The organism is Roseibium sp. RKSG952, assembly GCF_009711355.1.
In genome coordinates this window covers 1-22457 of record NZ_SMMF01000870.1, presented here as the reverse complement: position 1 = coordinate 22457, position 22457 = coordinate 1, and the positions used below count along the sequence as shown (strand labels likewise).

General features: G+C 57.2%; 17 protein-coding genes. 12 read left to right on the top strand and 5 right to left on the bottom strand.

Annotated elements, in window-relative coordinates; all coding sequences use genetic code 11:
- Positions 1-120 precede the first annotated feature (120 nt).
- Positions 121-1857, bottom strand: a complete 1737-nt coding sequence (locus tag E1297_RS12300; protein WP_209015763.1) for a calcium-binding protein — start codon at positions 1855-1857, stop codon at positions 121-123.
- A 417-nt stretch (positions 1858-2274) separates the two neighbouring features.
- On the opposite strand from E1297_RS12300, the gene E1297_RS12295 reads away from it, so the two are divergent.
- The gene (locus E1297_RS12295; RefSeq protein ID WP_155138467.1) at positions 2275-4821 is read left to right on the top strand and encodes a mechanosensitive ion channel family protein; all 2547 of its coding nucleotides are present in this window, start codon (positions 2275-2277) and stop codon (positions 4819-4821) included.
- A gap of 193 nt (positions 4822-5014) precedes the next feature.
- Here E1297_RS12295 and E1297_RS12290 read toward each other — a convergent pair whose 3' ends face one another.
- Entirely contained in the window at positions 5015-6514 is a 1500-nt protein-coding gene (locus E1297_RS12290) for a CoA-acylating methylmalonate-semialdehyde dehydrogenase (RefSeq protein ID WP_155138465.1), read from the bottom strand.
- A 218-nt stretch (positions 6515-6732) separates the two neighbouring features.
- Between E1297_RS12290 and E1297_RS12285 the strand changes: the two genes are divergently transcribed.
- Both E1297_RS12285 and E1297_RS12280 read left to right on the top strand, forming a co-directional pair.
- On the top strand, positions 6733-7614 hold the full coding sequence (locus tag E1297_RS12285; RefSeq protein ID WP_155138463.1) for a LysR family transcriptional regulator: 882 nt from the start codon (positions 6733-6735) through the stop codon (positions 7612-7614).
- A 533-nt stretch (positions 7615-8147) separates the two neighbouring features.
- The gene (locus tag E1297_RS12280) at positions 8148-9989 is read left to right on the top strand and encodes a hypothetical protein (protein ID WP_155138461.1); all 1842 of its coding nucleotides are present in this window, start codon (positions 8148-8150) and stop codon (positions 9987-9989) included.
- Between the two features lie 80 nt (positions 9990-10069).
- Here the strand turns inward: E1297_RS12280 and E1297_RS12275 are convergent, their stop codons facing one another.
- Complete coding sequence (locus E1297_RS12275) at positions 10070-10591, bottom strand: AAA family ATPase (protein ID WP_155138459.1); 522 nt, start codon at positions 10589-10591, stop codon at positions 10070-10072.
- Between the two features lie 150 nt (positions 10592-10741).
- Here E1297_RS12275 and E1297_RS12270 point away from each other — a divergent pair, with 150 nt between their 5' ends.
- A complete protein-coding gene (locus E1297_RS12270) occupies positions 10742-11677 on the top strand; it encodes a pirin family protein (RefSeq protein ID WP_155138457.1) in 936 nt (311 codons plus the stop codon).
- 12 nt (positions 11678-11689) lie between these two features.
- Here the strand turns inward: E1297_RS12270 and E1297_RS12265 are convergent, their stop codons facing one another.
- Positions 11690-12526 (bottom strand): DUF6030 family protein, encoded by an 837-nt coding sequence (locus E1297_RS12265; protein ID WP_155138455.1) that lies wholly within the window; start codon positions 12524-12526, stop codon positions 11690-11692.
- A 146-nt stretch (positions 12527-12672) separates the two neighbouring features.
- On the opposite strand from E1297_RS12265, the gene E1297_RS12260 reads away from it, so the two are divergent.
- The 3 genes from E1297_RS12260 (at position 12673) to E1297_RS12250 (ending at position 15203) form a co-directional block, all read left to right on the top strand.
- A complete protein-coding gene (locus tag E1297_RS12260; protein ID WP_155138453.1) occupies positions 12673-13386 on the top strand; it encodes a class II aldolase/adducin family protein in 714 nt (237 codons plus the stop codon).
- A 3-nt stretch (positions 13387-13389) separates the two neighbouring features.
- Complete coding sequence (locus E1297_RS12255; RefSeq protein WP_155138451.1) at positions 13390-14286, top strand: ROK family protein; 897 nt, start codon at positions 13390-13392, stop codon at positions 14284-14286.
- A 158-nt stretch (positions 14287-14444) separates the two neighbouring features.
- Entirely contained in the window at positions 14445-15203 is a 759-nt protein-coding gene (locus E1297_RS12250) for a hypothetical protein (protein WP_155138449.1), read from the top strand.
- Between the two features lie 8 nt (positions 15204-15211).
- Here E1297_RS12250 and E1297_RS12245 read toward each other — a convergent pair whose 3' ends face one another.
- A complete protein-coding gene (locus E1297_RS12245) occupies positions 15212-16339 on the bottom strand; it encodes a glycosyltransferase family 2 protein (protein WP_155138447.1) in 1128 nt (375 codons plus the stop codon).
- 214 nt (positions 16340-16553) lie between these two features.
- Here E1297_RS12245 and E1297_RS12240 point away from each other — a divergent pair, with 214 nt between their 5' ends.
- From E1297_RS12240 to E1297_RS12220, 5 genes are all read left to right on the top strand, one after another.
- Positions 16554-17522: a glycosyltransferase gene (locus tag E1297_RS12240; RefSeq protein WP_155138445.1), complete on the top strand. Its 969-nt coding sequence runs from the start codon at positions 16554-16556 to the stop codon at positions 17520-17522.
- 66 nt (positions 17523-17588) lie between these two features.
- Positions 17589-19379, top strand: coding sequence for a hypothetical protein (locus tag E1297_RS12235; protein WP_155138443.1), 1791 nt, complete (start codon positions 17589-17591; stop codon positions 19377-19379).
- A 47-nt stretch (positions 19380-19426) separates the two neighbouring features.
- Positions 19427-20164 (top strand): glycosyltransferase, encoded by a 738-nt coding sequence (locus E1297_RS12230; protein WP_155138441.1) that lies wholly within the window; start codon positions 19427-19429, stop codon positions 20162-20164.
- Positions 20165-20281: 117 nt separating this feature from the next.
- On the top strand, positions 20282-20719 hold the full coding sequence (locus E1297_RS12225) for an FKBP-type peptidyl-prolyl cis-trans isomerase (protein WP_155138439.1): 438 nt from the start codon (positions 20282-20284) through the stop codon (positions 20717-20719).
- A 371-nt stretch (positions 20720-21090) separates the two neighbouring features.
- Positions 21091-22347 (top strand): cytochrome P450, encoded by a 1257-nt coding sequence (locus tag E1297_RS12220; protein ID WP_196223289.1) that lies wholly within the window; start codon positions 21091-21093, stop codon positions 22345-22347.
- Positions 22348-22457: the final 110 nt, after the last annotated feature.

Here is a 22457-nt window from a genome sequence, read left to right as displayed (position 1 = left end):
TTGTGTTGCACTTCGCGCTTGAATTCACCGCGAACCGGGCTCATGGTAAAATTCCGCAAGGAGCCCGGCCACCCGGTCACAGCCCGCCAGACCAGCAAAGCAGGCTCAGCGCTAGAACTGTCAGAAAAATTCAAACGGATCGCTCTGCATGAACTCCGACCATGTGGTCGTGTCCTCCACGTTCACAAGCAGCGCGTCCTTGGTGTCCTTGACCATTACGGCAAAATAAACGTCATCATCGATCGTCTTTTTCCAGACGCTCAGATCCGACCTGTCCTCCGCGCCAATATTACGAAACAGCGCGATGCTGTCGACGCCCAGCTCGAAATCCTGAATGACATCGACGGCTGACCAATCCCAGCCGACATCAGTCAAGTTTACGATGCCGTTTGCGTAAAAGACAAACGTGTCGGCACCCTCTCCACCATAAAGCTGATCCGCTCCTGGTCCGCCCATCAAGGTATCTGCTTCATTGCCGCCATACAGAATGTCATTGCCGCCGTGACCACTGAGTTTATCCCGGCCGCCGCCTCCATAAATCTCATCATCGCCTCTCCAGCCGCCGATGACATCGGCTCCGAGCCCGCCGTAGATGAAATCCGGATCATCCGTTCCGACCATGTCGTCGTCCTGGTCAGTCCCTTCGATCGGGTAGATCACCGGAGCGTCATCGTCATTGAGCGTATACCCGGCCGGATCGAGCAGAAACTCCTCGACATCTGCCGGCCGCCCGTCGTCCTCGCCCGTCAAGGCATAAAACAGCATGCCCGCATCGGATGGATCATTGATCTTGCCGGCATCCTCGCCCGCAAGCTCCATGATGCTCCGGGCTTCCTGATAGGTTTCGTTTTCCGTCTCGTCGAGCCAGGACCAGGTTTGATTGTAAAACCCGCGAAAATTGTGCGTGCCGCCATTCTGGTCGGCAATTTCGATCAGGGTGACTTCCGGAAAATCAGTGGCGATGTCCGCCCATGACCGGGTCTCGGTCAAGTCCGGATCACTTGGATTGTCAATGACAACACGGCCCTGGTTCCATGTGGAATGCGACAGTAAGGTGACATTGGCCAGATTGGCCGGATCGGTCTGCTCAAGGGCGCGATAGGTTGCCTCAAGAGGACCGCCCTCAAGGATCAGGACCGATTGCCCCGAATTGAGCATTTCGGCGAGGTAGGCCGTCGTTCCGTCGATATCATCCTGATAATTGTAAGTGTCGATCCCCAGCGACTCGGCAAACGCACCGCCTGTGTCGAGGGCCTCCAGACGCCCGCCCGCATTGGCCTGGCTCAGGTTGTTGCCATAAATGAAGGTGGTCTTTTCCTCAATGCCCGCCGCATCGGCAAGCAAGGCGGCAATGGGAATGGCCGCAATGTCATCCGGGTCGTTGTTGTTGCCGTCGAAATGACAAACAATCTGATCGTATTGGCTGGCCAGGACATTATCCGGAAGCGGCGACGCTTGCTCCTCGGCCAAGACCAGATCTAGTGTGAAGGAATCAAGGACCTCGCCGGACTTGTTGCTGCCTTCATAAACGGTCACGTTCAGCTCCTGAAGAGCGGCGGAAAGCTCCAAAGCGCCTTCGGCATAGTCTCCGTTCATATCGTCGCCAAAGAGCATGTAGGGCGGGTAACTTTCGACGTGCGTATGCCCCCCAAGTGAGAATTCAACGCTGCCGATCGCATTTGCCGGGTCGGTCAATTCCGCGCCAATCGTGATGCTGCGGCCGGCTACATCTGCTTCCGGAATGGCGTCACCCGGACCGAAATACGCTATGATTTCGTCGGTCTGCGCATCGGCTATGAAAAATGTGAGGAGGCCGAGGCCAGGCGGAGTGGTGGTTGAGATGTCATTTTGATCCATATCGGGTCTCCAAATTGATGATGTTGCGGACCCACCAATTCCCGCAGTGTAATCTTGCGCGAGGCTGATTAATTGAATCCCTTTAAAGTTATATGTCTTTTAAACTTCAATTAGTAGAAGAGTTTTACAACTCGCAAGGCTGATGAATGGCGCTTATACCCCGCTCGGAACAGGAGCGCTTTCGACCAGGACATAGTTTCTTGCTGGCTCCCAGCGGCGGTTTCCGTGCATCGAACACACTTTCCCGAAGACCCAAGCTTCAAAGGCCCGGTATTGAGCCGTATGACGGCCTGTGGCTCTCGCTTTCTTCTTTACCTTGGCAGTATTTCCCGCTCAAATTGCAGACGTTACGTCAAATTAGCAACCGATTCGAGTACGCGATGATGGAATCGGATTCCGCGCACGGGGGAGTGACGGATGCAGGACCAGCTCATAATCGATACACCACCATCAACGGCCAGAACGATCTCTGTGACCGTGAGGTGCCTGTTGTTGCTCGCATTTCTTTGCATTGCAGGCAGCATGAACAGCATGGCCCAGACATCGGAAAACCTGCAGGTGCCACCTCCCCTCAAACTGTCCGACACGTCCAGCCCCCGCGCCTCCTTTGAAGGCTTCCTGCGAAACACGGATGCAGCCATTGCCCTGTGGCGCGCGCGCGCGCCAATTCACGAACAGGCGCTTTATCTGCGGGCAGCGGCCCTCAGCCTCGACTTTGATGCAACGCCCTATGGCGGATCCCTGACAAGCCAGATCAGACGGGTCCTGCTGCTCAGGGAAATCCTGGCCCGGACCAGATTGCCGGACCCGGCCAGCATACCGGACAGCGCACAAGTCGCCGCAACAGGACTGACATCCTGGACAGTGCCCGGTACGAAATTGCGCATGCGGCTGATCGAGACAGGTCCGGATGCGGGGGAGTTCCGGTTCGACGGTGCGACCATCGAGAACCTTGGGCTCTACTATCGGCGGGTGAAAGACCTTCCGAGGCTGGATGGCGGTATGGATGCCTTCCAGGAATATATGGACCGTATCGACAGGCTTGGTGTGACGGAGGAGGAACTGGCCACCCGCCTGCACGGAATCCGGACGTTTAGCCCTCAGGCGACACTCGACTCGTTTTTGTTCAACATCAACGCCGCCTATCGGATCGCCGGTGCAACCGAAGCCGCTCTTCAGGCCGACCCGCCCCGAATGACCCCTGAAGAGGCGCTGCGCGAACAGGCCCGTGCAGAGGACTATCTCGACCGGGCCGCTGCAGCGTTCGACGTGTCCCAGGTCCCGATCATCCAGCGCGATGACGCAAGGGTCGAAGCAGCTCTTCAGCTCAAGGAAATCCTCGACCGCATGTTGTTGCCGCCTCTTGAGGCCGTCCCGGATGCCGCAGAAGTGGCCGAGCTTGATCCAACCCAACCCTATCGCTGGCGCTTGCCTGGAACCCGTTTCGAGATTGAGCGGATGCAGACTGGCCCCAATGCGGGGAACTATCTTTTCGATGCCGAAACCGTCCGGTTGCTTCCGGCAAGCTATGCCGCCCTCAAGGACATGCCCTACCGTGAACAGAGTGCGGCGGACCTGCTTTCCGAGTTCCGGTCACCGCAGCTTTCACCCGGCTTTTTTGAAAACTACATCTCCACCCCGGGCAATCTGGTCCCCAGCACCAACATTTTGGGACGGCTTGTCGACAAGCTGCCAAACTGGACAAACATGGTCATTTCAGGCCAGACCATCTGGCAATGGGCGGCTCTTGCGGTCACAACCCTTGTGGCCGCCGTGCTGTGCTGGCTGTTTTTTTGGGGTGCCGGCAGGGCGCATGACATGGTGCCGTCCCCACTCGGGGACTGGGTCTCGATCGTCCCTCCGCTTCTGTCAGCCTCTGTTGCGCAAGAGGCGATGCGGTTCATTGATGCGGATGTGAATTTCACCGGCCAGGAGCAGGCCACTCTGGCCATGTCCGTTGGTGTGCTCGTCCTAGCCCTGTACGTTTGGGCGGTCTGGCGCTTGTCCAAGGCAATCGGCTCGACGATCCTGTTGGCGCCGACACGGTCCCGCCAAAGCATTGATGCCAGCCTGATCCGGATCGTTAGCGGCATCATCGCCGTGGTGGTGGCTGTCGGAGTACTGGCCGTCGGTCTGGCTGATCTGGGCGTTGACGTTGTTCCGCTGCTTGCCGGTCTTGGTGTCGGCGGCCTTGCCGTTGCCCTTGCGATCCGCCCGACACTGGAGAACCTGATCGGCGGCTTGATCCTGTTCAGCGACAAACCGGTTCGTGTCGGCGATTACTGCACCTTCGGCGGCATGAGCGGCACGATCGAGGATGTCGGGGTTCGCTCGACCCAGATCCGGGGCATCGACCGGACGCTGATTTCCGTGCCGAACGCGAAGTTTGTCGACATGGAAATCATCAACTGGGCCCGGTGCGACAAGATGCTGATCCAGGCCACGATCGGCCTGCGCTACGAGACCAGCGATGATCAGCTGCGATACGTACTGGCCAAGATCCGCGAAATGGCCCATGCCCATCCCAAGATCGACAACGGGACCGTTCGGGTCCGGTTTGCAGCCTACGGCGGGTCGTCCCTCGACATCGGTGTCCGGATCTATGCGCTGACCCGCGACTGGAACGAATTCCACGCCATCCGAGAGGATGTGTTCTTGCGGATCAAGGAGATTGTCGAACACTCCGGGACAGGTTTCGCCTTCCCTTCGCAAACGCTCTATGTGGCGCAGGACACCGGGCTCGACGAAAGCCTGACGGCAAAGGCCGAAACGGAAGTGGACAACTGGCGTGCACACAACGCCCTGCCCTTCCCGCGGATGACCCGGGAGCGGATGGACACACTGGATGGCACACTGGATTACCCGCCGAAGGGCTCCTCCTTCTGGGCTCAGGCAAAGGCAAAATCGGAGGAAACGGAAGAACCTCTGTCAAAGACTGCCGAAACCGGTACAAAGTCCAGATAGCAGGACGCATCGGTGAATTCAGACGCGAACTGCAACAGACCAACAGCAAGGTTAGTTTCGAGCGGCTTGCTTCGTGTTGCACGTCGCGCTTGAAGTCAGCAGCGAAGAAAAAGGCGGCGCCGAAGCGCCGCCAAGTGGCTGGAAGGCTTTTTCAGAGGTGGGGCCCGAGCGCCTTCCGGCCGGATGGAACCCCCTATTTCATCGTCGGAATGACGAATTCGGCCCCGTCCTTCACGCCGGACGGCCAGCGTGACGTCACCGTCTTGGTGCGGGTGTAGAAGCGGAATGCGTCCGGGCCATGCTGGTTCAGGTCGCCGAAACCGGACTTCTTCCAGCCGCCGAAAGTGTAATAGGCAAGCGGCACCGGGATCGGCACATTGACCCCGACCATGCCGATGTTGATGCGTGAGGCAAAGTCGCGGGCCGTATCGCCGTCGCGGGTATAGATCGAAACACCGTTGCCGTATTCATGGCTCATCGGCAGATCGAGCGCTTCTTCATAAGTTTGCGCCCGCACGACAGACAAAACGGGACCGAAAATTTCGGTCTTGTAGATCGCCATGTCCTTCGTCACCTTGTCAAACAGGCAGCCGCCCATGAAGAAGCCGTTCTCATAGCCCTGCATGGAGAAATTCCGGCCGTCCACCACCAGATCAGCGCCTTCCTTGACGCCCTGATCCACGAGCCCCTTGACGCGGGTAAGCGCTTCCGACGTCACAAGCGGGCCGAAATCGACATCATTGCCTGCCGTGTAGGGCCCGATCTTCAAAGCCTCGACCTTGGGCGCCAGCTTTTCAATCAGGGCATCGGCCGTGCTTTCGCCAACCGGCACAGCCACGGAGACCGCCATGCACCGCTCGCCGGCAGCACCATATCCGGCACCGATCAGGGCATCGGCTGCCTGATCCATATCCGCGTCCGGCATGATGATCATGTGGTTCTTGGCACCACCGAAACACTGTACCCGCTTGCCCGCAGAACAGCCGCGCGAATAAACATATTCGGCAATCGCCGTCGATCCCACAAAGCCGACCGCCTGAATGGCCTCGTGGTCGAGGATGGCATCGACCGCGCCCTTGTCGCCATTGACGACATTGAGAATGCCCGCAGGCAAACCGGCCTCGATCATCAGCTCGGCCAGCATGATCGGCACAGAGGGATCGCGTTCGGACGGCTTCAGGATAAAGGCGTTGCCGCAGGCAATGGCGGGACAGAATTTCCACATCGGGATCATGGCCGGGAAGTTGAACGGCGTGATGCCTGCGGCAACACCGAGCGGCTGGCGGATCGAATACATGTCGATGCCCGGGCCGGCCCCTTCGGTGAACTCGCCTTTCAACAGATGCGGCGCGCCGATGCAGAACTCGGCCACTTCCAGTCCGCGGATCACGTCGCCCTTGGCGTCCGGCAAGGTCTTGCCATGCTCGCGGGACAGCGCCTCGGCGAGCTTGTCCATGTCGCGATTGAGCAGGTCGACAAATTTCATCAAGACCCTTGCGCGCCGCTGCGGGTTTGTGGCCGCCCAGGCCGGCTGGGCCGCAACGGCATTGGCAACGGCTGCATCCATTTCCGCCTGACTTGCCAGCGCAACCTGCGCCTGAACTTCACCCGTGGCCGGATTGTACACATCCGCAAACCGCCCGGACGTCCCGTCCACGCGCTTTCCGCCAATGAAATGCCCGATCTGTTCCATGTGCGTTCTCCTGACATTCGTGGCCGGCGCTTCTCTTTCAACGCCCTTGATTGCCTGCCTTTCTTGTCTTCATTTTTTGCATTATACAAGACGATGAAATCCGCATCTGTTGTGCGTTTTTTGTAGTTACCATGTCTGATCATCTCGCGGCCTTCCGGGCACTGCGATCCGCAGCATCCTAAAATGATCCCCCTTGAAAGCCTGGAAAGGACCGGCCGTTGAACTGGGATGACATCCGGATTTTCCTTGCCGTTGCCCGGTCGGGCCAGATCCTCGCCGCCGCCCGGCGCCTTGGGCTCAATCACGCAACCGTTGCCCGCAGGCTGTCCGCGCTTGAGGAGGATCTCGGGGTCAAGCTGTTCGAACGCTCGACCTCCGGCTGCGTTCCGACCGAAAAGGGCGTCCGGTTCCTGCCCCGCGCAGAGCGGATCGAAGAGGACATGATGGCAGCCGCGGCCGACGTGGCCGATGCTGAGGTCGGTGTGTCCGGAACCGTTCGGATCGGCGCACCGGACGGGTTCGGCGTTGCGTTTCTCGCTCCCCGCCTCGGCGGACTGACAGAACAGCACCCGGACCTGAAGGTTCAGCTGGTGCCGGTGCCGCGCTCGTTTTCACTGTCCCGCCGGGAAGCCGATATTGCGATCACCCTGGAGAGACCGGATCATGGCCGGCTGATCGCAGGCAAGCTGACCGACTACCGCCTCGGCCTTTACGCATCACGGGCGTATCTTGACCGGTTCGGGCACCCCGGAACCCTCAAGGATCTTGCTGCCCACCGGCTGGTCGGTCCCGTCGAAGACCTGATCTATTCACCGGCACTCAACTACAGTGCCGATTTCACGCGGGACTGGCCCGCCCGCTTCGAAATCGCCTCGGCCCTTGGCGTTACCGAAGCCGTGCGATCGGGTGCCGGAATAGGTGTTCTGCACGGATTTATCGCCAGCCCCGATCCGCGTCTTGAACCCGTCCTGCCCGATATCAGGGTCGACCGGGCATACTGGACTGTCGTGCACGAGAGCGCCCGGTCCTTGCGGCCGGTGGCAACGGCGCTCGCCTTTTTGCAGGAGCTTGTGGCAAACGAGCGCCCGATTTTTGGCTGATACCATTCGAATATCAGCAACTATGGCAATGTCGAACGCGCAAGTGGCAAAAACGGCTTGAACCCGGGCACCTGCCGATCTGGCGGGCATTGCCGAAGAACCAAGCGGACGCACAACCCTGACAAGAAACGACCGCGATCCGGAGAAGCTACCTTAACGCGAAACACACATACCGGACCGAATAAGCTTCATCCCATGAATTTAAAGGCCTTTGCCACCCCTGAAGTCAGGACGGCCTCCCATGCGCAATTTTCAAAGATCCGTACTAATACATATGATGCAACCTGAAATAAATCCTTGCATGCGTTAATCGCTCAAAAAAATTATTTGATTTCTACTATTGGTGGGTAAATTTCGATTTTTATACGTCTACATAATTTTTGTAATTCCGATCACATTTGTCGACTTTTTATTCTTTTACCAATTTACATTACGTAAGGTCATCTTTACACTTTTTTCATCAATCACCGGGACCCACCTTATTGCGCGACTTCCGTTTCGCGCCACGGGCCCCTTTTGCCTGGGAGGGTAAAATGGCTGTTACAGTAGACTGGGTCGTCATGACCGCAGCAATCATAGGCCTTGGTACCACCAGCCTGCAGCACGCTGACAACAGCGGAACGACGATTTCCTATCACATTCCCGTTGACGACGACACGACGCAATGGTCCGTCAAGACGGATCTCTACGGAATTGAGCCAACGAGTGTTACCGGGGCGACATGGCGCCACAACTCGGACGGCTATGTCGTTTTCGAGAACGAGCCGGATGCGGACCCGGTTCCAGCCGGCGGATCCATTTCATTCACCGTCGAAGTGGCAGAAACCGATGCGGATGGCTATGGCGGCGCAATGCCAACATCGGGGGCGGATGTAGAGATGGGTGCCATTGTCGGCGCAGAGCTCGTCATGTCCTCCGGGACGTACAGTTTTGACGAGGCTACTGCGCTTGCGCTGCACGCCGAGACATCCAACTCGGCAGACGAAGCCGTCGACAGCACGGCGACAATAGATGGCGGAGGCGTATCCAGCACTGAAACTGCCCCTACACTTGATGGTGCGGACCTGAGTGGTGACACCAGCACAACCACCCCGATTTCCGACACAACCGATTCGACATCAGGCTCTCCCGATGCATCGTCGGGCAGCGGAGACGGGGTCGCGCTGACCGGTGACAACCTGCTTGCGGGCGGATCAGGTGATGACATCATCTTCGGCGGCTCAGACACCGGCGGCTCGGACGGTTCCGGTTCTTCAGGTGACGAAATCATCTATGGTGGAGCCGGAGCCGACGACATTGTTGGTGGGTCCGAAGACCCCCTGTCCGGCAGCTCCGGGTCCGACGCTGTCTATGACGGAACGTCTACCGATACCGGCGGATCGTCTCCCACGCTAAACTTGGATCTATCCCTGGATCCTGTCGAACTTGTGAATCCGATAGAAATTATCGAGCCCATCACATTGTCGGTCGACCAGGATCAGACCCTTGAAACAGAAGACCTCGTGACCCTGGTCCCTCTCGACCTTTCGGGAGCCGAAGACAGTTACGAGGTGGGCGAATGGGGCACGGTCGATGTCGATCACGGCTGGACAAGTGTCAACCTGTCCTACTCCTACGAAAACCCGGTGGTCGTCGCCTTCATCACAACGACAAACGGAAACCAGATTGTCGAAACCCGCATCAAGGACGTTGCAGACAAGGGGTTCTCGATCAAGCTCCAGGAAACCTCCAATCATGACGGCAGTCATGCGATTGAAACCGTGTCCTACCTCGTCATGGAGGAAGGCCGTCACACGCTCAATGACGGCAGCATTGTCGAAGCAGCAACGGTGGAGACGGACAAGGTTCAGCAAAACACGCTCAAGGAAGGGTATGAGAGCGTGGAATTCCTCGGAGACATGACGAACGCCTCGGTCTTTACGTCGTCCAACACCTATAACGGCTCAGACTGGATCACGACCCGCGTTCACAATGTTGACGATGGCGGTTTTTCAGTGGCCATGGCTGAACAGGAAGCGAAAACCGATGGACATACTGACGAAACCATCGGCTGGATTGCTTTCGAAAACGGCAACTACGACCGCTTCGACGTCAGTCAGGTCCGGGCGGATGAAGTTGCTGTCAACGTTGGCGATGTCGATCTGGCCCAGATCGTCAAGGTCGGCGGCCTTGACCCTGCTGTTCTCCGTATGAAAGACAATGACCTTTGGGTGCAGGAAGACACCAGCCGGGACTCTGAAACCGGGCATGCGTTCGATACCGTAGCCTTGCTCGACTTCAATACTGACTCGGGCGTGATCTATGCAACGGACACGATCATAGATACCAGCCTTATCTCTACGACGGTCGAAGTCGTAACGGTTGAGGTTGGCTGACACAAGAATACCGGCATGACCGGACCAATCCGGTCAGCCAGCCGATCAAATCTCCCAACCACCTTCACGCCCGGCGGCCTTCATGTCTGCCGGGCATTTTTCAAGAATTCTTCCGTTTGTTTCAAGCTTGTCAGGTGATGCGGGGCCAGGTGTTCCGGGGGATCGCGGTAGATCGCCTCCAGCTTCGCACGTCCCGAATGCCGCGTGCGCCAGATGAACCGCAGAAACTCCAGTGTCCGGGCATTGAACCGTTCCGGACACCCGTCCGGCAGGTCCGGTCGGTTTTGGCCATAAAAACGTGCCGAGCGCCGAAGCACCCGGGCCATGCGCAGTCCAACCGGCACATCCAGCCAGATGAAAGTGTCCGCCCTTGCCACCCGTTCTGCATAGGTCCGCGAATGGCCGCCTTCGAATATCCAGCGCTCCTTCATGTGGACCTCCCGGGTCAGGCGGTCCTTTTCATCCCGTGACCGTTCCACCCAACCGGACAGCCAGTGAATGTGGTCCATGTGAAAGACCGGCAGGCCGGTCCGCTCGCCCAGGAGCCGGGCAAGGGTGCTTTTGCCGGAACCGGGCCCACCGGCAATCATGACACGTTTCATCTTGTTTCGACCTGCGGCTGCAAACGGGCGGCGATTTATAGCGAAGTCTCGATGTCTTGAAACCCCGAACAGACTGTTCAATGGACATTTCCCGCAGCAGCCCCCTAATTGTCCGAAAGACGAATGAGGATTGCCGAAGGAGCCTTGAACATGAGCTGGTTGAACTGTCCCGATCCGGTTGCCGGAGACGCTGCGAGTTGTGATCCGATCGAAACCATTATCGTTCCGCGTACGGCCGACCTTGGCGGCTTCACCGCCCGGCGCGCCCTGCCGTCATCGCGCAAGCGGATGATAGGGCCGTTCATATTCTTTGACCAGATGGGTCCGGCCGAACTGCTGACCGGCGGCGGCATTGACGTACGTCCCCATCCGCATATTGGGCTCGCAACCGTTACCTATCTGTTTGAGGGGGAGATGTATCATCGCGACAGTCTGGGCACGGAGATTGCCATTGCACCGGGGGCACTCAACTGGATGAGCGCGGGCAAGGGGATCGTCCACTCCGAACGCGAACGGCCCGAGCGCAAGACGGCGGCCCGCCCCCTGTTCGGCCTGCAAAGCTGGGTGGCACTGCCGAAAAATCTGGAGGAAAGCGACCCAACTTTCCAGCATTTCGACACCTTGGAACAACCGGAATTCGCCGATGGCGGCGTGTCGGTCAAACTGATTGCCGGCGAACTTTTTGGCCACAAGGCGCCGGTCAGGACTGCCTCCGACATGTTTTATGCCGACATCTCGCTTGCACCGGGTGCCAAAATGCCGTTTGACGCCGGTTGGGAAGAGCGTGGGCTTTATACGGTTGCGGGCCGGATTTCCGTCGCCGGTCAAAGCTTTGACCCGGCGCAGCTTCTGGTGTTCAAACCCGGCGATCACCTGATCGTCGAAAATCCCGGGCCGGTTCCGGCACGGTTTGTTGTGCTCGGCGGGGAACCGATGGACGGCAAGCGCTATATCTGGTGGAACTTTGTCTCCTCCTCGAAGGAGCGGATCGAACAGGCAAAGGAGGACTGGCGGCAAGGCCGGTTCGATACGGTTCCGGGCGACGAGGAGGAGTTCATCCCCCTGCCCGACCGCCCCGGCCCCTGACGTCACCGGTGGTCACCCGTTCGGCTTCGGTTTCTGCCAGGGCTCCGGTTTGAACCTTTCGGCAGGCCGGATCAGTTCCGGCTCGCTGAAGTCGATCACGATGTTCAGCCGCTGGCTCGCTTTGGGATCTCCGGTCAGGTCCGGATCTTCCGGCTGGCTCACCAGCCGGACACCCCGGTCGGTCACTTCCAGCGGCTTGAACGCATCGACGGCCGCAAGAAACGTCTCCGGCACGGCCCAGCCATAGCGGTCCGACAGCTCGCCAATCACCAGCCGCACCGCCTCCTGCCCGGCCTTGACCTGCTCCAGCCCTTCCACCACCAGCTTCAGCCGCAGATAGTCGATGCTGTTTTGATCCGGCCCGCGCAGCAGGAAGAACAGCGTCGCGGGGCCGTAGCCGCGTCCGGGGCTGGTCAGGGCAAGCGTCTCGGACGCACATTGATAACGGTCCTGATGAAACGGCGCCCGCCGCCAGCCATTGTTCTTCAGTCCGATTGCATCCAGTTGATCGCACAAGGCCTGCGGCTGTCCGGAAAACACCAGCGTCATTTTCGCAGGCATTTCGGTTTCAGGCCGGGTGAGCGTGTCCCTGAGCCCCGGCGGAAGGGCGGCCAAGGGATCAGGTTGCAAAACGGCGGCGGCCTCCGGAGCTGGCCGGAGCATGACCGCGAGGCCATATGACACGCCCGCAAATGCCAACAACAGCAATGGAAGGCCAATCAGGACCGGCCTTTGCCAGAAAGCGCGCCTGGGCGCCTCTCCCGGAGCCCAGACATATGTCCGGGATTTGCCGGCAGGTCCGGTCCGGCGCTTGCCGTTGGATATGGCGTCAATCGGATCGTCGGGCATCACACGCGCAGGTGTTATCGATCAAAGGCGTTACACCGGTCTTTCTAGCCTGTTTTTCCAGCCAAGACACGCCCCAAAGCGCCGGGAGCGTCTTGCATCCCCACTCAGGGCCGTCTTAATAGAAGCGCTCAATCCGGATTTTTCCCATGACGACCCATACCTTGCCCGGCGACACACCCGGTCTCAGACGTGCAATCATTGAAACCGCCCGCGCGCTGCCGAAGCTGGGCCTCACCAAGGGCACGTCCGGCAATGTCAGTGCCCGTACGATTTCAGGCTTTCTGGTGACCCCCTCCGGCATTCCGTATGATGCACTCGAGGAGGATCTGATCGTCGCCATGGATCTGGATGGCTGTTATCGCGGCGATGTCCTGCCCTCCTCGGAATGGCGCATGCATCTCGATGTCTATCGCGCGAAACCGGAAGCCGGTGCGGTCGTGCATTGTCACAGCCCCCGGGCGACCGCGCTGTCCTGCCTGCGGCGGGGCATTCCGGCATTTCACTATATGGTTGCGCTCGCCGGAGGTGACCGCATCGACTGCGCGCACTATGCGACCTTCGGCACTGCGGCGCTCTCGGACGCCATGATCACGGCTTTGGGCAGCCGCACTGCCTGCCTGCTCGCCAATCACGGCCAAATCGCCTGCGGTCCGGACTTGCCAAAGGCTCTGTCTGTCGCCGAGGGGGTCGAGGATCTGGCCGACCAGTATCTGTCGGCCTTGAGTGTCGGAGAGCCGGAAATACTGGACACTGCCGAAATGAGCGAAATCCTGCGCAAATTCAAGAATTACGGCAAACAGGCCGGCGAACAGAACCAGGCCGCAGGCGCGGCTTTCGAACTACCAAAAAGACTGGGATGAACCATGCGGCTTGGCATTGACTGGGGTGGCACGAAAATCGAGATCATTGCGCTGGACGGCAGTGGCGCGGAAAGATTCCGCAAACGGGTTCCGACCCCGCGCGATGACTATGCGGGCTGCCTTGCAGCGGTGGCCGGTCTTGTCGAAGCGGCAGAAACGGCCACAGGGGAACGCGGCACTGTCGGTTTCGGCATTCCCGGATCGATTTCACCAGCGACCGGTCTCGTCAAGAACGCAAACTCGACCTGGATGAACGGCAAGCCGCTTGACCGGGACCTGGCGGACATTCTCGGCCGAGCCGTCCGGGTTCAAAATGACGCCAATTGCCTCGCCGTGTCCGAGGCCACCGACGGAGCCGCAGCCGGGGCCCATTTTGTCCATGCTATCATCATCGGCACGGGCTGCGGGTCGGGCATTGCCATCGACGCCAAGGCGCACCGCGGTGCCAATGGCATTGGCGGCGAATGGGGCGCGATCCCGGTACCCTGGCTGACCGACGAGGAGTTTCCAGGCCCCAAGAACTGGATCGGGCATCGCGGGTGCATCGACTATTGGTGTTCGGGGACCGGTTTTCAGCGCGAATACAATGAGGACACCGCCAAGTCTCTCAAGGGCCCTGATATCATTGCGCTCAAGCGCACGGGCGATCCGGTCGCAATCGGACACTACAAGGCCTATGTCAGCCGGCTCGGACGGGCCCTTGCCATGTCGGCGAACCTGATGGATCCGGATGTGTTCGTGCTTGGCGGCGGCATGTCCAATATCGACGAGCTTTACGAAGACCTGCCCGAGGCCATGGCGCCATTCATATTCTCCGATGCCTACGAAGTTCCAATCCGGAAGGCCGTCCATGGCGATTCCTCCGGCGTCCGCGGCGCTGCGTGGTTGTGGAATGACTGATCTAGTCAAGAAAGCCGTCGTTAAAACTATTGATCCTTGCTGAGGTTTATTATACGAGCTTTACGTGCAGTTCTCATTTTGCGAAACTAAGCCGCTCGCGGGTTGGGAAGCCGTTTGGGAACGCTTCGGGCTCACCTTTTCCTTTATTTGGCAACGCAATGATCATCAGCTTTTACACAGTAGGCACCCCTTATGAAGTTGAGGCAAACGCTCTTGTCAAAAGCCTAAAGGCCCTGAAGATTCCGCATGAGATCGCAGGACTGCCGAACCAGGGAAGCTGGGTCAAGAACTGCGCAATGAAGGCCCGCTTCGTCCGGGATTTTAGAAGAGACTACCACAAACCGTTCTGGTGGCTGGATGCAGACGCGGAGTTGTGCAAGCCATTGCCGGACCTTTCATCAACTCCCGTTGACCTTGCAGCCTATCAGACCGATGGCTGGAATCTCAGAAGCGGCTGTGTGTTTTTCGGTATGACGGACAACACAAACGCAATCCTTGACTTGTGGGTGGACTATGCCGAGCGGTTCCCGATTGTCTGGGACCAGTTGCTTCTTCGCATTGCAATGCACAACCAAAATGCGAAATCACCTGTGACATTCATGGAGCTGCCTGAAAGCTATTACAAAAAAGCCTCCCGCAAGTGGCATAAGGAAGTGCAAAACCGCGCTCTGGAAATGATTGGCCTTAGAGACAAACCAGTCGTTCGTCAGAATCAGGCATCCCGAAGGTTAAAAAAGCTGCTTGATGGCAAGGCAAATCAGTTGAAGACCAAGCTCGAGGTTAGCGGGAATCACCTCCCCCCAAATATTAGAAGCCTTTTGAGTGAATCCGGATCGGAAAGTGTCAATCTGGACACCGTCGTTCCATTGATGGTCGCAGCCTCAAACCGGGAAATTGAACCGTCATCTGCGCACTAGAGCATGTCTCATTTCCTTCCGCCTTCGGTGTCTTTAAGGTCCAACGCGATGCGGAGTTGATCACTACAACGCATGAGTCCAGCTTGCTCCAGATCCCGGACGGTTTCAAATTTCCTGGAAACCCGAGACAGCAAGCTTCCTTCAACAAGGCATTGCGCACATTCGCTGTACCTTTTGTAATGCGCGGCCCCGCCCGCATGTTGACCCCGGGCAACTGCTTCCTGGGTTTTCTTGACGAAGTCATCCAGATACTTGAAGTGAAGCAGCGACACCCAGTCTTCGGCAATTGGAATGATCCGGTTGATCCGGTGCACGCCGCCACCAAACTCCAAGTCTTTGGACCAAACAACCAGAGGTAATTTCCCCATGGATGCGGAGTCGTCCGGCCATGATTTTTTCAAATGCTTGATCGCAAGCCTCCGGACAAACCGGGGCCGCCGTTGAGCCAGAGGCGAAAAGACCGCTTGTTCCAGCCATGCATCGAACCAGGTACGCGACCGTTTGCCCGCGACAGGAAACAGCCTCTCCCGAGCTCCGCCGTAAAGCTGAAAAGGCGGAGTTGGGAAATTTTGCCGGGTGTGACGGCTCACCGGAAGCAAACGGTAACCACCTGCGTCGAAATAGGGACAGACATTCAGGAATGGCTCGCCAGGTGTGTAGGCCAATTCGCTTGGTGGCTTGTCAGAATACATGTCCACCATGGTGGAAAATGCACCGCGAATATCATTTCTCGACCAGACCGCGGTCAAGTCCGGAAGACGCCGCTCCGGATAACCGGGATACACAAGCAACTCGTCAACATCGGGAAATGCGACCCACTGCCCTTCCAGGTATAGCGAGGCAAGAACATGCCGCCACCGCGCCTTGTGGGTCTTGTATTCTTTCGTTGATGGCAGGTGAATCACATCAGGTTGCGCACGCAGGAACTCAGAGGTCCCGTCTGTAGAGCCATTGTCGACGATCAGAAAACGGCCAATACCGATGTTTCGGTGATGTTCCAGAAAGTGAGGCAGCCGAAGAATTTCATTGTAGCAGAGAACAATTGCCGTGACCGAACCAACGTCGGGTCGAAAGTCCGGAATCTCATCTAAATCGAAGATTTCGAGAAACTGGCTTTCAAGATTAATTTCATTCATTTTTAGGCCGCAGCTTCGGTGATGACGTCATTGGGTCCGTTTTTTTGCCGAACACGCTGAATTTTTGAGCATAATATCGGCAAGTTGACGCCTAATGTTACTTGATATTTCACTATTCAACCAATCAGAGCTGATGTCCTGAACACCCTCGAGATGCAATTACACCACATACCCACCGGCCATCACCAAATCAACCAAAAGTAAAGGAAGCGCAGTGAACGAATATATTAGTTGCAACTCTACAATTGATACTAATATAGGTATCGCAATTTGTACGGCAAAGCGACCAAAAATGCTCCTAGATTGCATAAAATCCATTTCTCTACTTAACGCACCTGACGACGTAAGTTTGAGCGTCATAATTGTAGAGAACGACACCACCCGCTCCGTCGACCTCGAACAACTAAACGCACTATGCCCATACCCGATAGAATACACCTGTGAAACGCAACGAGGCATCCCGTTCGCGCGAAACCGGACTCTGGAAATTGCACGTGAAAAGAACCTGGATTTTCTCGCCTTGATAGACGACGATGAAACTGCAGATCCAGACTGGCTACGCGCCCATCTCGAGACCATCCGCGAATTTTCGGCAGATGCCACATTCGGCCCGGTCAGTTTCGAATACCCGGACACAACGCCGGAGTGGTACCCCAAGGAGGAGCCAGCAAAAATGGAAAATGGGGCACAGTCCAGCTGGGCCGCAACCAATAACAATCTATTGTCTTCGCGTGTATTTTCAGAAGATGGTTATGCAATGCAATTCGATACCGACTTTACCGGTGGAGGCGAAGATATTGACTTTTTTCAAAGGCTCCACCGCAAAGGTGGCAAGACCGTTTGGTGTGCTGACGGTCGCGTTACGGAAGTTGTTGCCGAAGCACGCGTTACACTACCGATCTACCTGAATAGAGCAAGGATCGTCGCCCGCAATCTCGTGATGCTTTCGCTTAAACGAAAAGGCCTTGCTAAAACTTATTGGCGCTTCATGCTCAGAATGTTCAAATGCCTTTTAAAATCGGGCATCATTCACATTGACCTCCTTATGCCCTTTTCCAGATCGCGAAAGATATCAAGCGCCAAAAAAGTCAATGCGCTTAGGCTAATAAGCGAGGCAAAAGGCTACGCTCAAGGAATCTATTTCCGATCACCGGTCAGAATTCGCCCAATTGAAGGGAAGTAACTCTCCTTCATAGAAAAATATATTATAATTCACCAAAAAAATAGTAACCAAAGTGGAATTGCTAAAATGCTTCTCGACCACTGCGCGATCATCCTAGACAAAAATGACGCAACTATTACGAAGGAGAAAACACCTGAAAACGCAATAGTTCTATCTTTTTCCCCTGAAGCCTCAGCAGAATTCTCAGACACAGTTACCACGACCATAGATTGCGAAGACCTCTTCACCTCCGTTTCTCACGCACTGATTGTTGCAAAAACTGCGCGAGTGTTCAACAAACTGGAAGAGATCGCAAAGAACAACGATATACCTCCTGCTGTTCTCAAAAGCCTCCAAAACTGCATCTTCAACGGCTTGCCCGGATTACTCCTCACAAGATGGACCCTCTCCAAATTGGAAGCCCACTCCTATTGGGCCCCCGTTGGCGGTGAATTGGTGCGGTTTCAAAGTCAAGAGGACTTAATTGTTGCTCTGGCACCGCGGTTCTTGAATAGGAATGCTCCGCCTCTACCCGATCGCTCAGCTGGCAATCTGAACAAAATTACTGCAATCGCCGCAAACCGGTTCCTGGACATCTTTTTCGGCCGCCGCTCGAGAATTCTGCAAGCGGACAAGCCAACAGAATACACACAGACCATTGCGAAAAGTATTGCCTCCCGACAAGACAACAGTGTGATCTTGGCTGCTAGACCTGTTGGAAAGGACATCTTTTCGACCCTTCGCCGATCACTCAGCTCCCCCCTTCGGCGCGGTCGAAACCGGAACTCACAAAAGATTCCAATCGTTTCCAGGGTAAGCCATCGGGCCGCAACAAAAGAAGGTTTAAGCTTAAGGCCAAAGGATCTTCTATCCAGTGACACGACATTGGACGCGATTATCCGGCAAAAACTCGAGTCGATTTTCAAGGAAATCAAAAATGACGTCAAAGCCGGCGACGCGTTGCCGGAAACATTCTCTGCCGATGTTCTGGTGACCGAACAGCTGATTCAACCAGCTGCTTTAGCTGCCGTGCAGAGCTATTCGAGGCGAGGAGTCCCATCCATCATGGTTGTGCATGGTACCGACACACTCCCGGATGACCGCTTGGGGCAGTGCGCAGCGAAACTTTGGGCTGCGCAAGGACGGGCCAACTTTAGCGGCCTGACACACTTATTGGCAAAATCCCCGACCTCCGTAGCAATTGCTCACGCTGTATCCGAAAACAGACCGCAAATACACGCCTTCCAGGTTGGCAGCCAATATCAACGATGCAAACTGAAGAAGGATTTTTTTGAAATCGTTCTTGCTGGCAACTATCGCACGATTGAGCAATTTGTCCCGTGGGTGACAGAAACGCCGGGTGAGTTCCTTCGGGGCGTGATGGAAATCGCCGAGTCTGTCAGCCTCATGGAAAGTGTTCGTCTTGTCATAAAGCTGAAGCCTACAAAAAACACCGGCCTAAACGCCAACCAACTCCAAGAAGCGCTTGAAGCCGACCGGTTTGCCGGAAAAGTCGTGCTGGACTTCGACACGCCGCTCAGCGCCTATTTCGAAACCATGGATCTTTTAGTCGGCAACAACTCCGCCACCCTGCAGGAAGCACTGAACAACCGGATTCCGGTGTTCTTGAACACCTGGCGGCGGCACTACACCCATTTTCCGGCCCGCATGGAGCCGCCGGCGCCCGGTGAGCGCTCCGCCGTCTATGCGGTGAAGTCCGCTTCCGGCCTTGGCCCGATGCTGACGGCAATTCGGGATGCCCACCAGTCGCCGCTTACCGACCAGGAGCTTGACGGTCTGGTCTGGACCGATACCGAGCTTGCCGGGAGCGACGCGTTTTTGCGGAATTTTCTTGATCAACGCACTCAAGAAATCTAGGCATGTGCGCGGCGGGAGCGCCCAAAATCCGAATGAGAGTAGTTTTAATGCATGACAGCGTAGTGCGGGTCTTCACTGGTTACGACCGCAGAATTCATGTGGCATCGTCCACCCTCGCCCATTCTATCACGGAGCACAGCAGCCTTCCGGTCACTGTCCTGCCGCTCAATCTCCGCAACCTCGGCACGTTCTTCTGGCGCGACACGGACCCGAACCAGTCCACGGAATTTTCCTTTTCCCGGTTCCTGACACCGTTCCTGTCGGGTTTCACCGGCTGGTCGATCTTCATGGACAATGACATTGTTTTCCTCGACGACATCGCCAAGCTGTGGGCCCTACGCGATGACCGGTATGCGGTCATGTGTGTGAAACACGATCACAACCCGACATCCGACACCAAGTTTCTCGGCGAAAAGCAGACCCGGTACGAGAAAAAGAACTGGTCGAGCGTGATGATGTTCAACAACGCCAAATGCACTGCCTTGACCCCGGAATATGTCAATTCCGCAAGCGGGCTGCAGCTGCACCAGTTCAAATGGCTCGAAAGCGATGACCTGATCGGGGAAATTCCGGCAAGCTGGAACTATCTCGCAGGCTACACGAAGGGGATCGATAGCCCTCAGGCCATTCACTACACGGACGGCGGCCCATGGTATCCGGAGACAGAGACAACCGAATATGCCGCTGAATGGTTCAAGGCCTACAAGTCCGCAAATCTTTGCGAGGTTGCTGATCTCAAAACGCTGCTCGACATGACCAATCGCAGCATGTCCAAAGCCGATTGACCCGGCAAAGGTGTGGCCCTGCGTCGTGGGCTACACCGTATCTCTCGCAGCTTTGCCTTGACTTCGCCACGAAGCCTCTGCCTTGTCTCATGCATCTTTTCGACAAGGAGTTGTTTCATGTTCAGGAAGATTGCTGCCTTTGCGGCCATCCTCGTGGTGTCCGTGCCCGCCCTGGCGGCGGAACTCGAAATCAAGGATCTCAAGAAAGGGACAGGCGAAACCGCGAATGTCGGTGACACGGTGACGGTCAACTACACCGGTTGGCTGATGGACGGCACCAAGTTCGATTCCTCCCTAGACCGCAACACACCGTTCAGTTTCACGCTCGGCGAGCGAAGGGTCATTCCGGGCTGGGAACAGGGCGTTGAGGGCATGCAGGTCGGTGGCAAGCGCGAATTGATCATTCCGCCGGAGCTCGCCTACGGTTCCCGGGGAGCCGGTGGCGTGATCCCGCCGAACGCGACACTCAAGTTCGAGATCGAACTTCTTGATGTCAAGGGCAAGAAATATGGCAGCATCGGCAGCGAGGCCCTGAAAGCCGAGGCTCCGGCCTAGGAGGTCTTCCATCCGGCAACTGCGAGGCAACCGGGGTCATCCCCGGAAGCCATCCGGCAACGTTTTTCGATGTTCATCTTCCGGACCGGTCAGCGCAGTCCGGTTTGGTCTGGCCATCTTGCCGGCATGGCCCAGATCCGGCGGCATTTCGAAATCCGTTTTCGTCTCACGCTCTTTGTGCCAAATGAGCTATCCCCCTCCCCCCTCACCGGATTGTGCGGGAAAATCACTTGAGCCAGCGGACAACAGTTTTTACCCTTACGTAAGAAAGAATCGCACCTTGCCACTTTTGCCGGGCTCATTGGCCGGCACCTCCAAAAAGACCTGATCAATCAGCGCAGGGGATGCTGGCGTCACAGGGAGGAAAGCCTATGGATGTCCCCGCGCTTCCGGAACGCGACAAGACGTTGTCCGATCACGAATTTCTTAAACTTGCCAGACAACTTGGCCCGGTTGCCCGCGACCGGTACGGCATTCTGGTCAGCTTTTCCCATGCCCATCTGGTTCAACTGCTCAATCCGGATCTGACGCGGCAAATGGAAACCGAGACACTCGCCATTCAGGGGATCTCGCAAGGCCCGCTGTTCGACTTTTTCAACAATGCGCTGCTTTTTTCCAATGGTGCCGTGCATCAGCGCCGCCGGGCGCCGCTGGCGAGGACGTTTGCTGTTCCCTTGATGAAAAAACTGAGGCCAGTGATCCGGAGACTGGCCGAGGACCTGATCGACGAAGCCATTGGACAAGGACCGGTCGACCTGCGGGACACCATTGCGGGGCCGCTTGCCGCGCGCGCGATTTCAGGCATCCTCGGGGTTCCGTTCGAGCATTTGGAGACCCTGACGGAGCAAGTCTATTCGGCGGTGCGGGCACTCTCGGTCCGTTCGCCCGATGTGATCGCGGAGGCGGCACTGGACATGCAAGCGCTCACCAAAGAGGTCATGGAACTCATTCATGCACGCTCGGCAGCACCCCGTGACGACTTCATTTCGGAGTTTGTCGCCACGACCAACGGCAGGCTCACCGACATGGAAATCCGTATCCAGCTCGTCACCCTGCTGATTGCCGGATCGGACACCACGCGTGGAGCCCTGACCTCGACCCTGTCACAACTGATGATCCACCGCGGCCAGTGGGAGCTGCTGTGTGCCGACCCGGAAGGCCTCAAGCAGGGTGCCGCCCTTGAAGGGCTGCGCTATGATCCGATCATCGGCGCGCTGATCCGGGTGGCCGCGCGCGATTTTTCCTTCGAGGGCGTCCGCGTCCCCAAAGGCACCCTGATCGGGCCGCTGGTCCTAACCGCCTTGCGGGATCCGGACGTGTTTCAGGATCCGGACCGGTTCGATATCACCCGTCAGGATCATCCCCGGTGGCATCCGGTGTTCGGCGGCGGTGAGCACCGGTGTCTCGGGGAGGCGCTTGCACGCCTTGAGCTGGAAGAAGCATTGGCCGCACTGGCCACCAAGGCACCGGGCATGCAGCTTGCCGGTCCGCCAGCCACCCTGCGCGGTTTGGGAGGTGTTAGGGGCGTCAGCCCGTTGTTTGTCCAGCTGACCGAACACTCCTCCGATCTGCCTCCGGCCCGGAAACCCGCAGCGCGGCACCGGAGCGTGGGTGCTTTTCCGGCATAAGCCTGTTCGCCAGTGTCCAGCGCTAAAACAAACGCCGCCCTTTCCTTTGCTTCAGCGAAGTTGGAATTTGAAACCCGGTTGGTGGATTCAGCCGCGAAGTGCAACAAGGC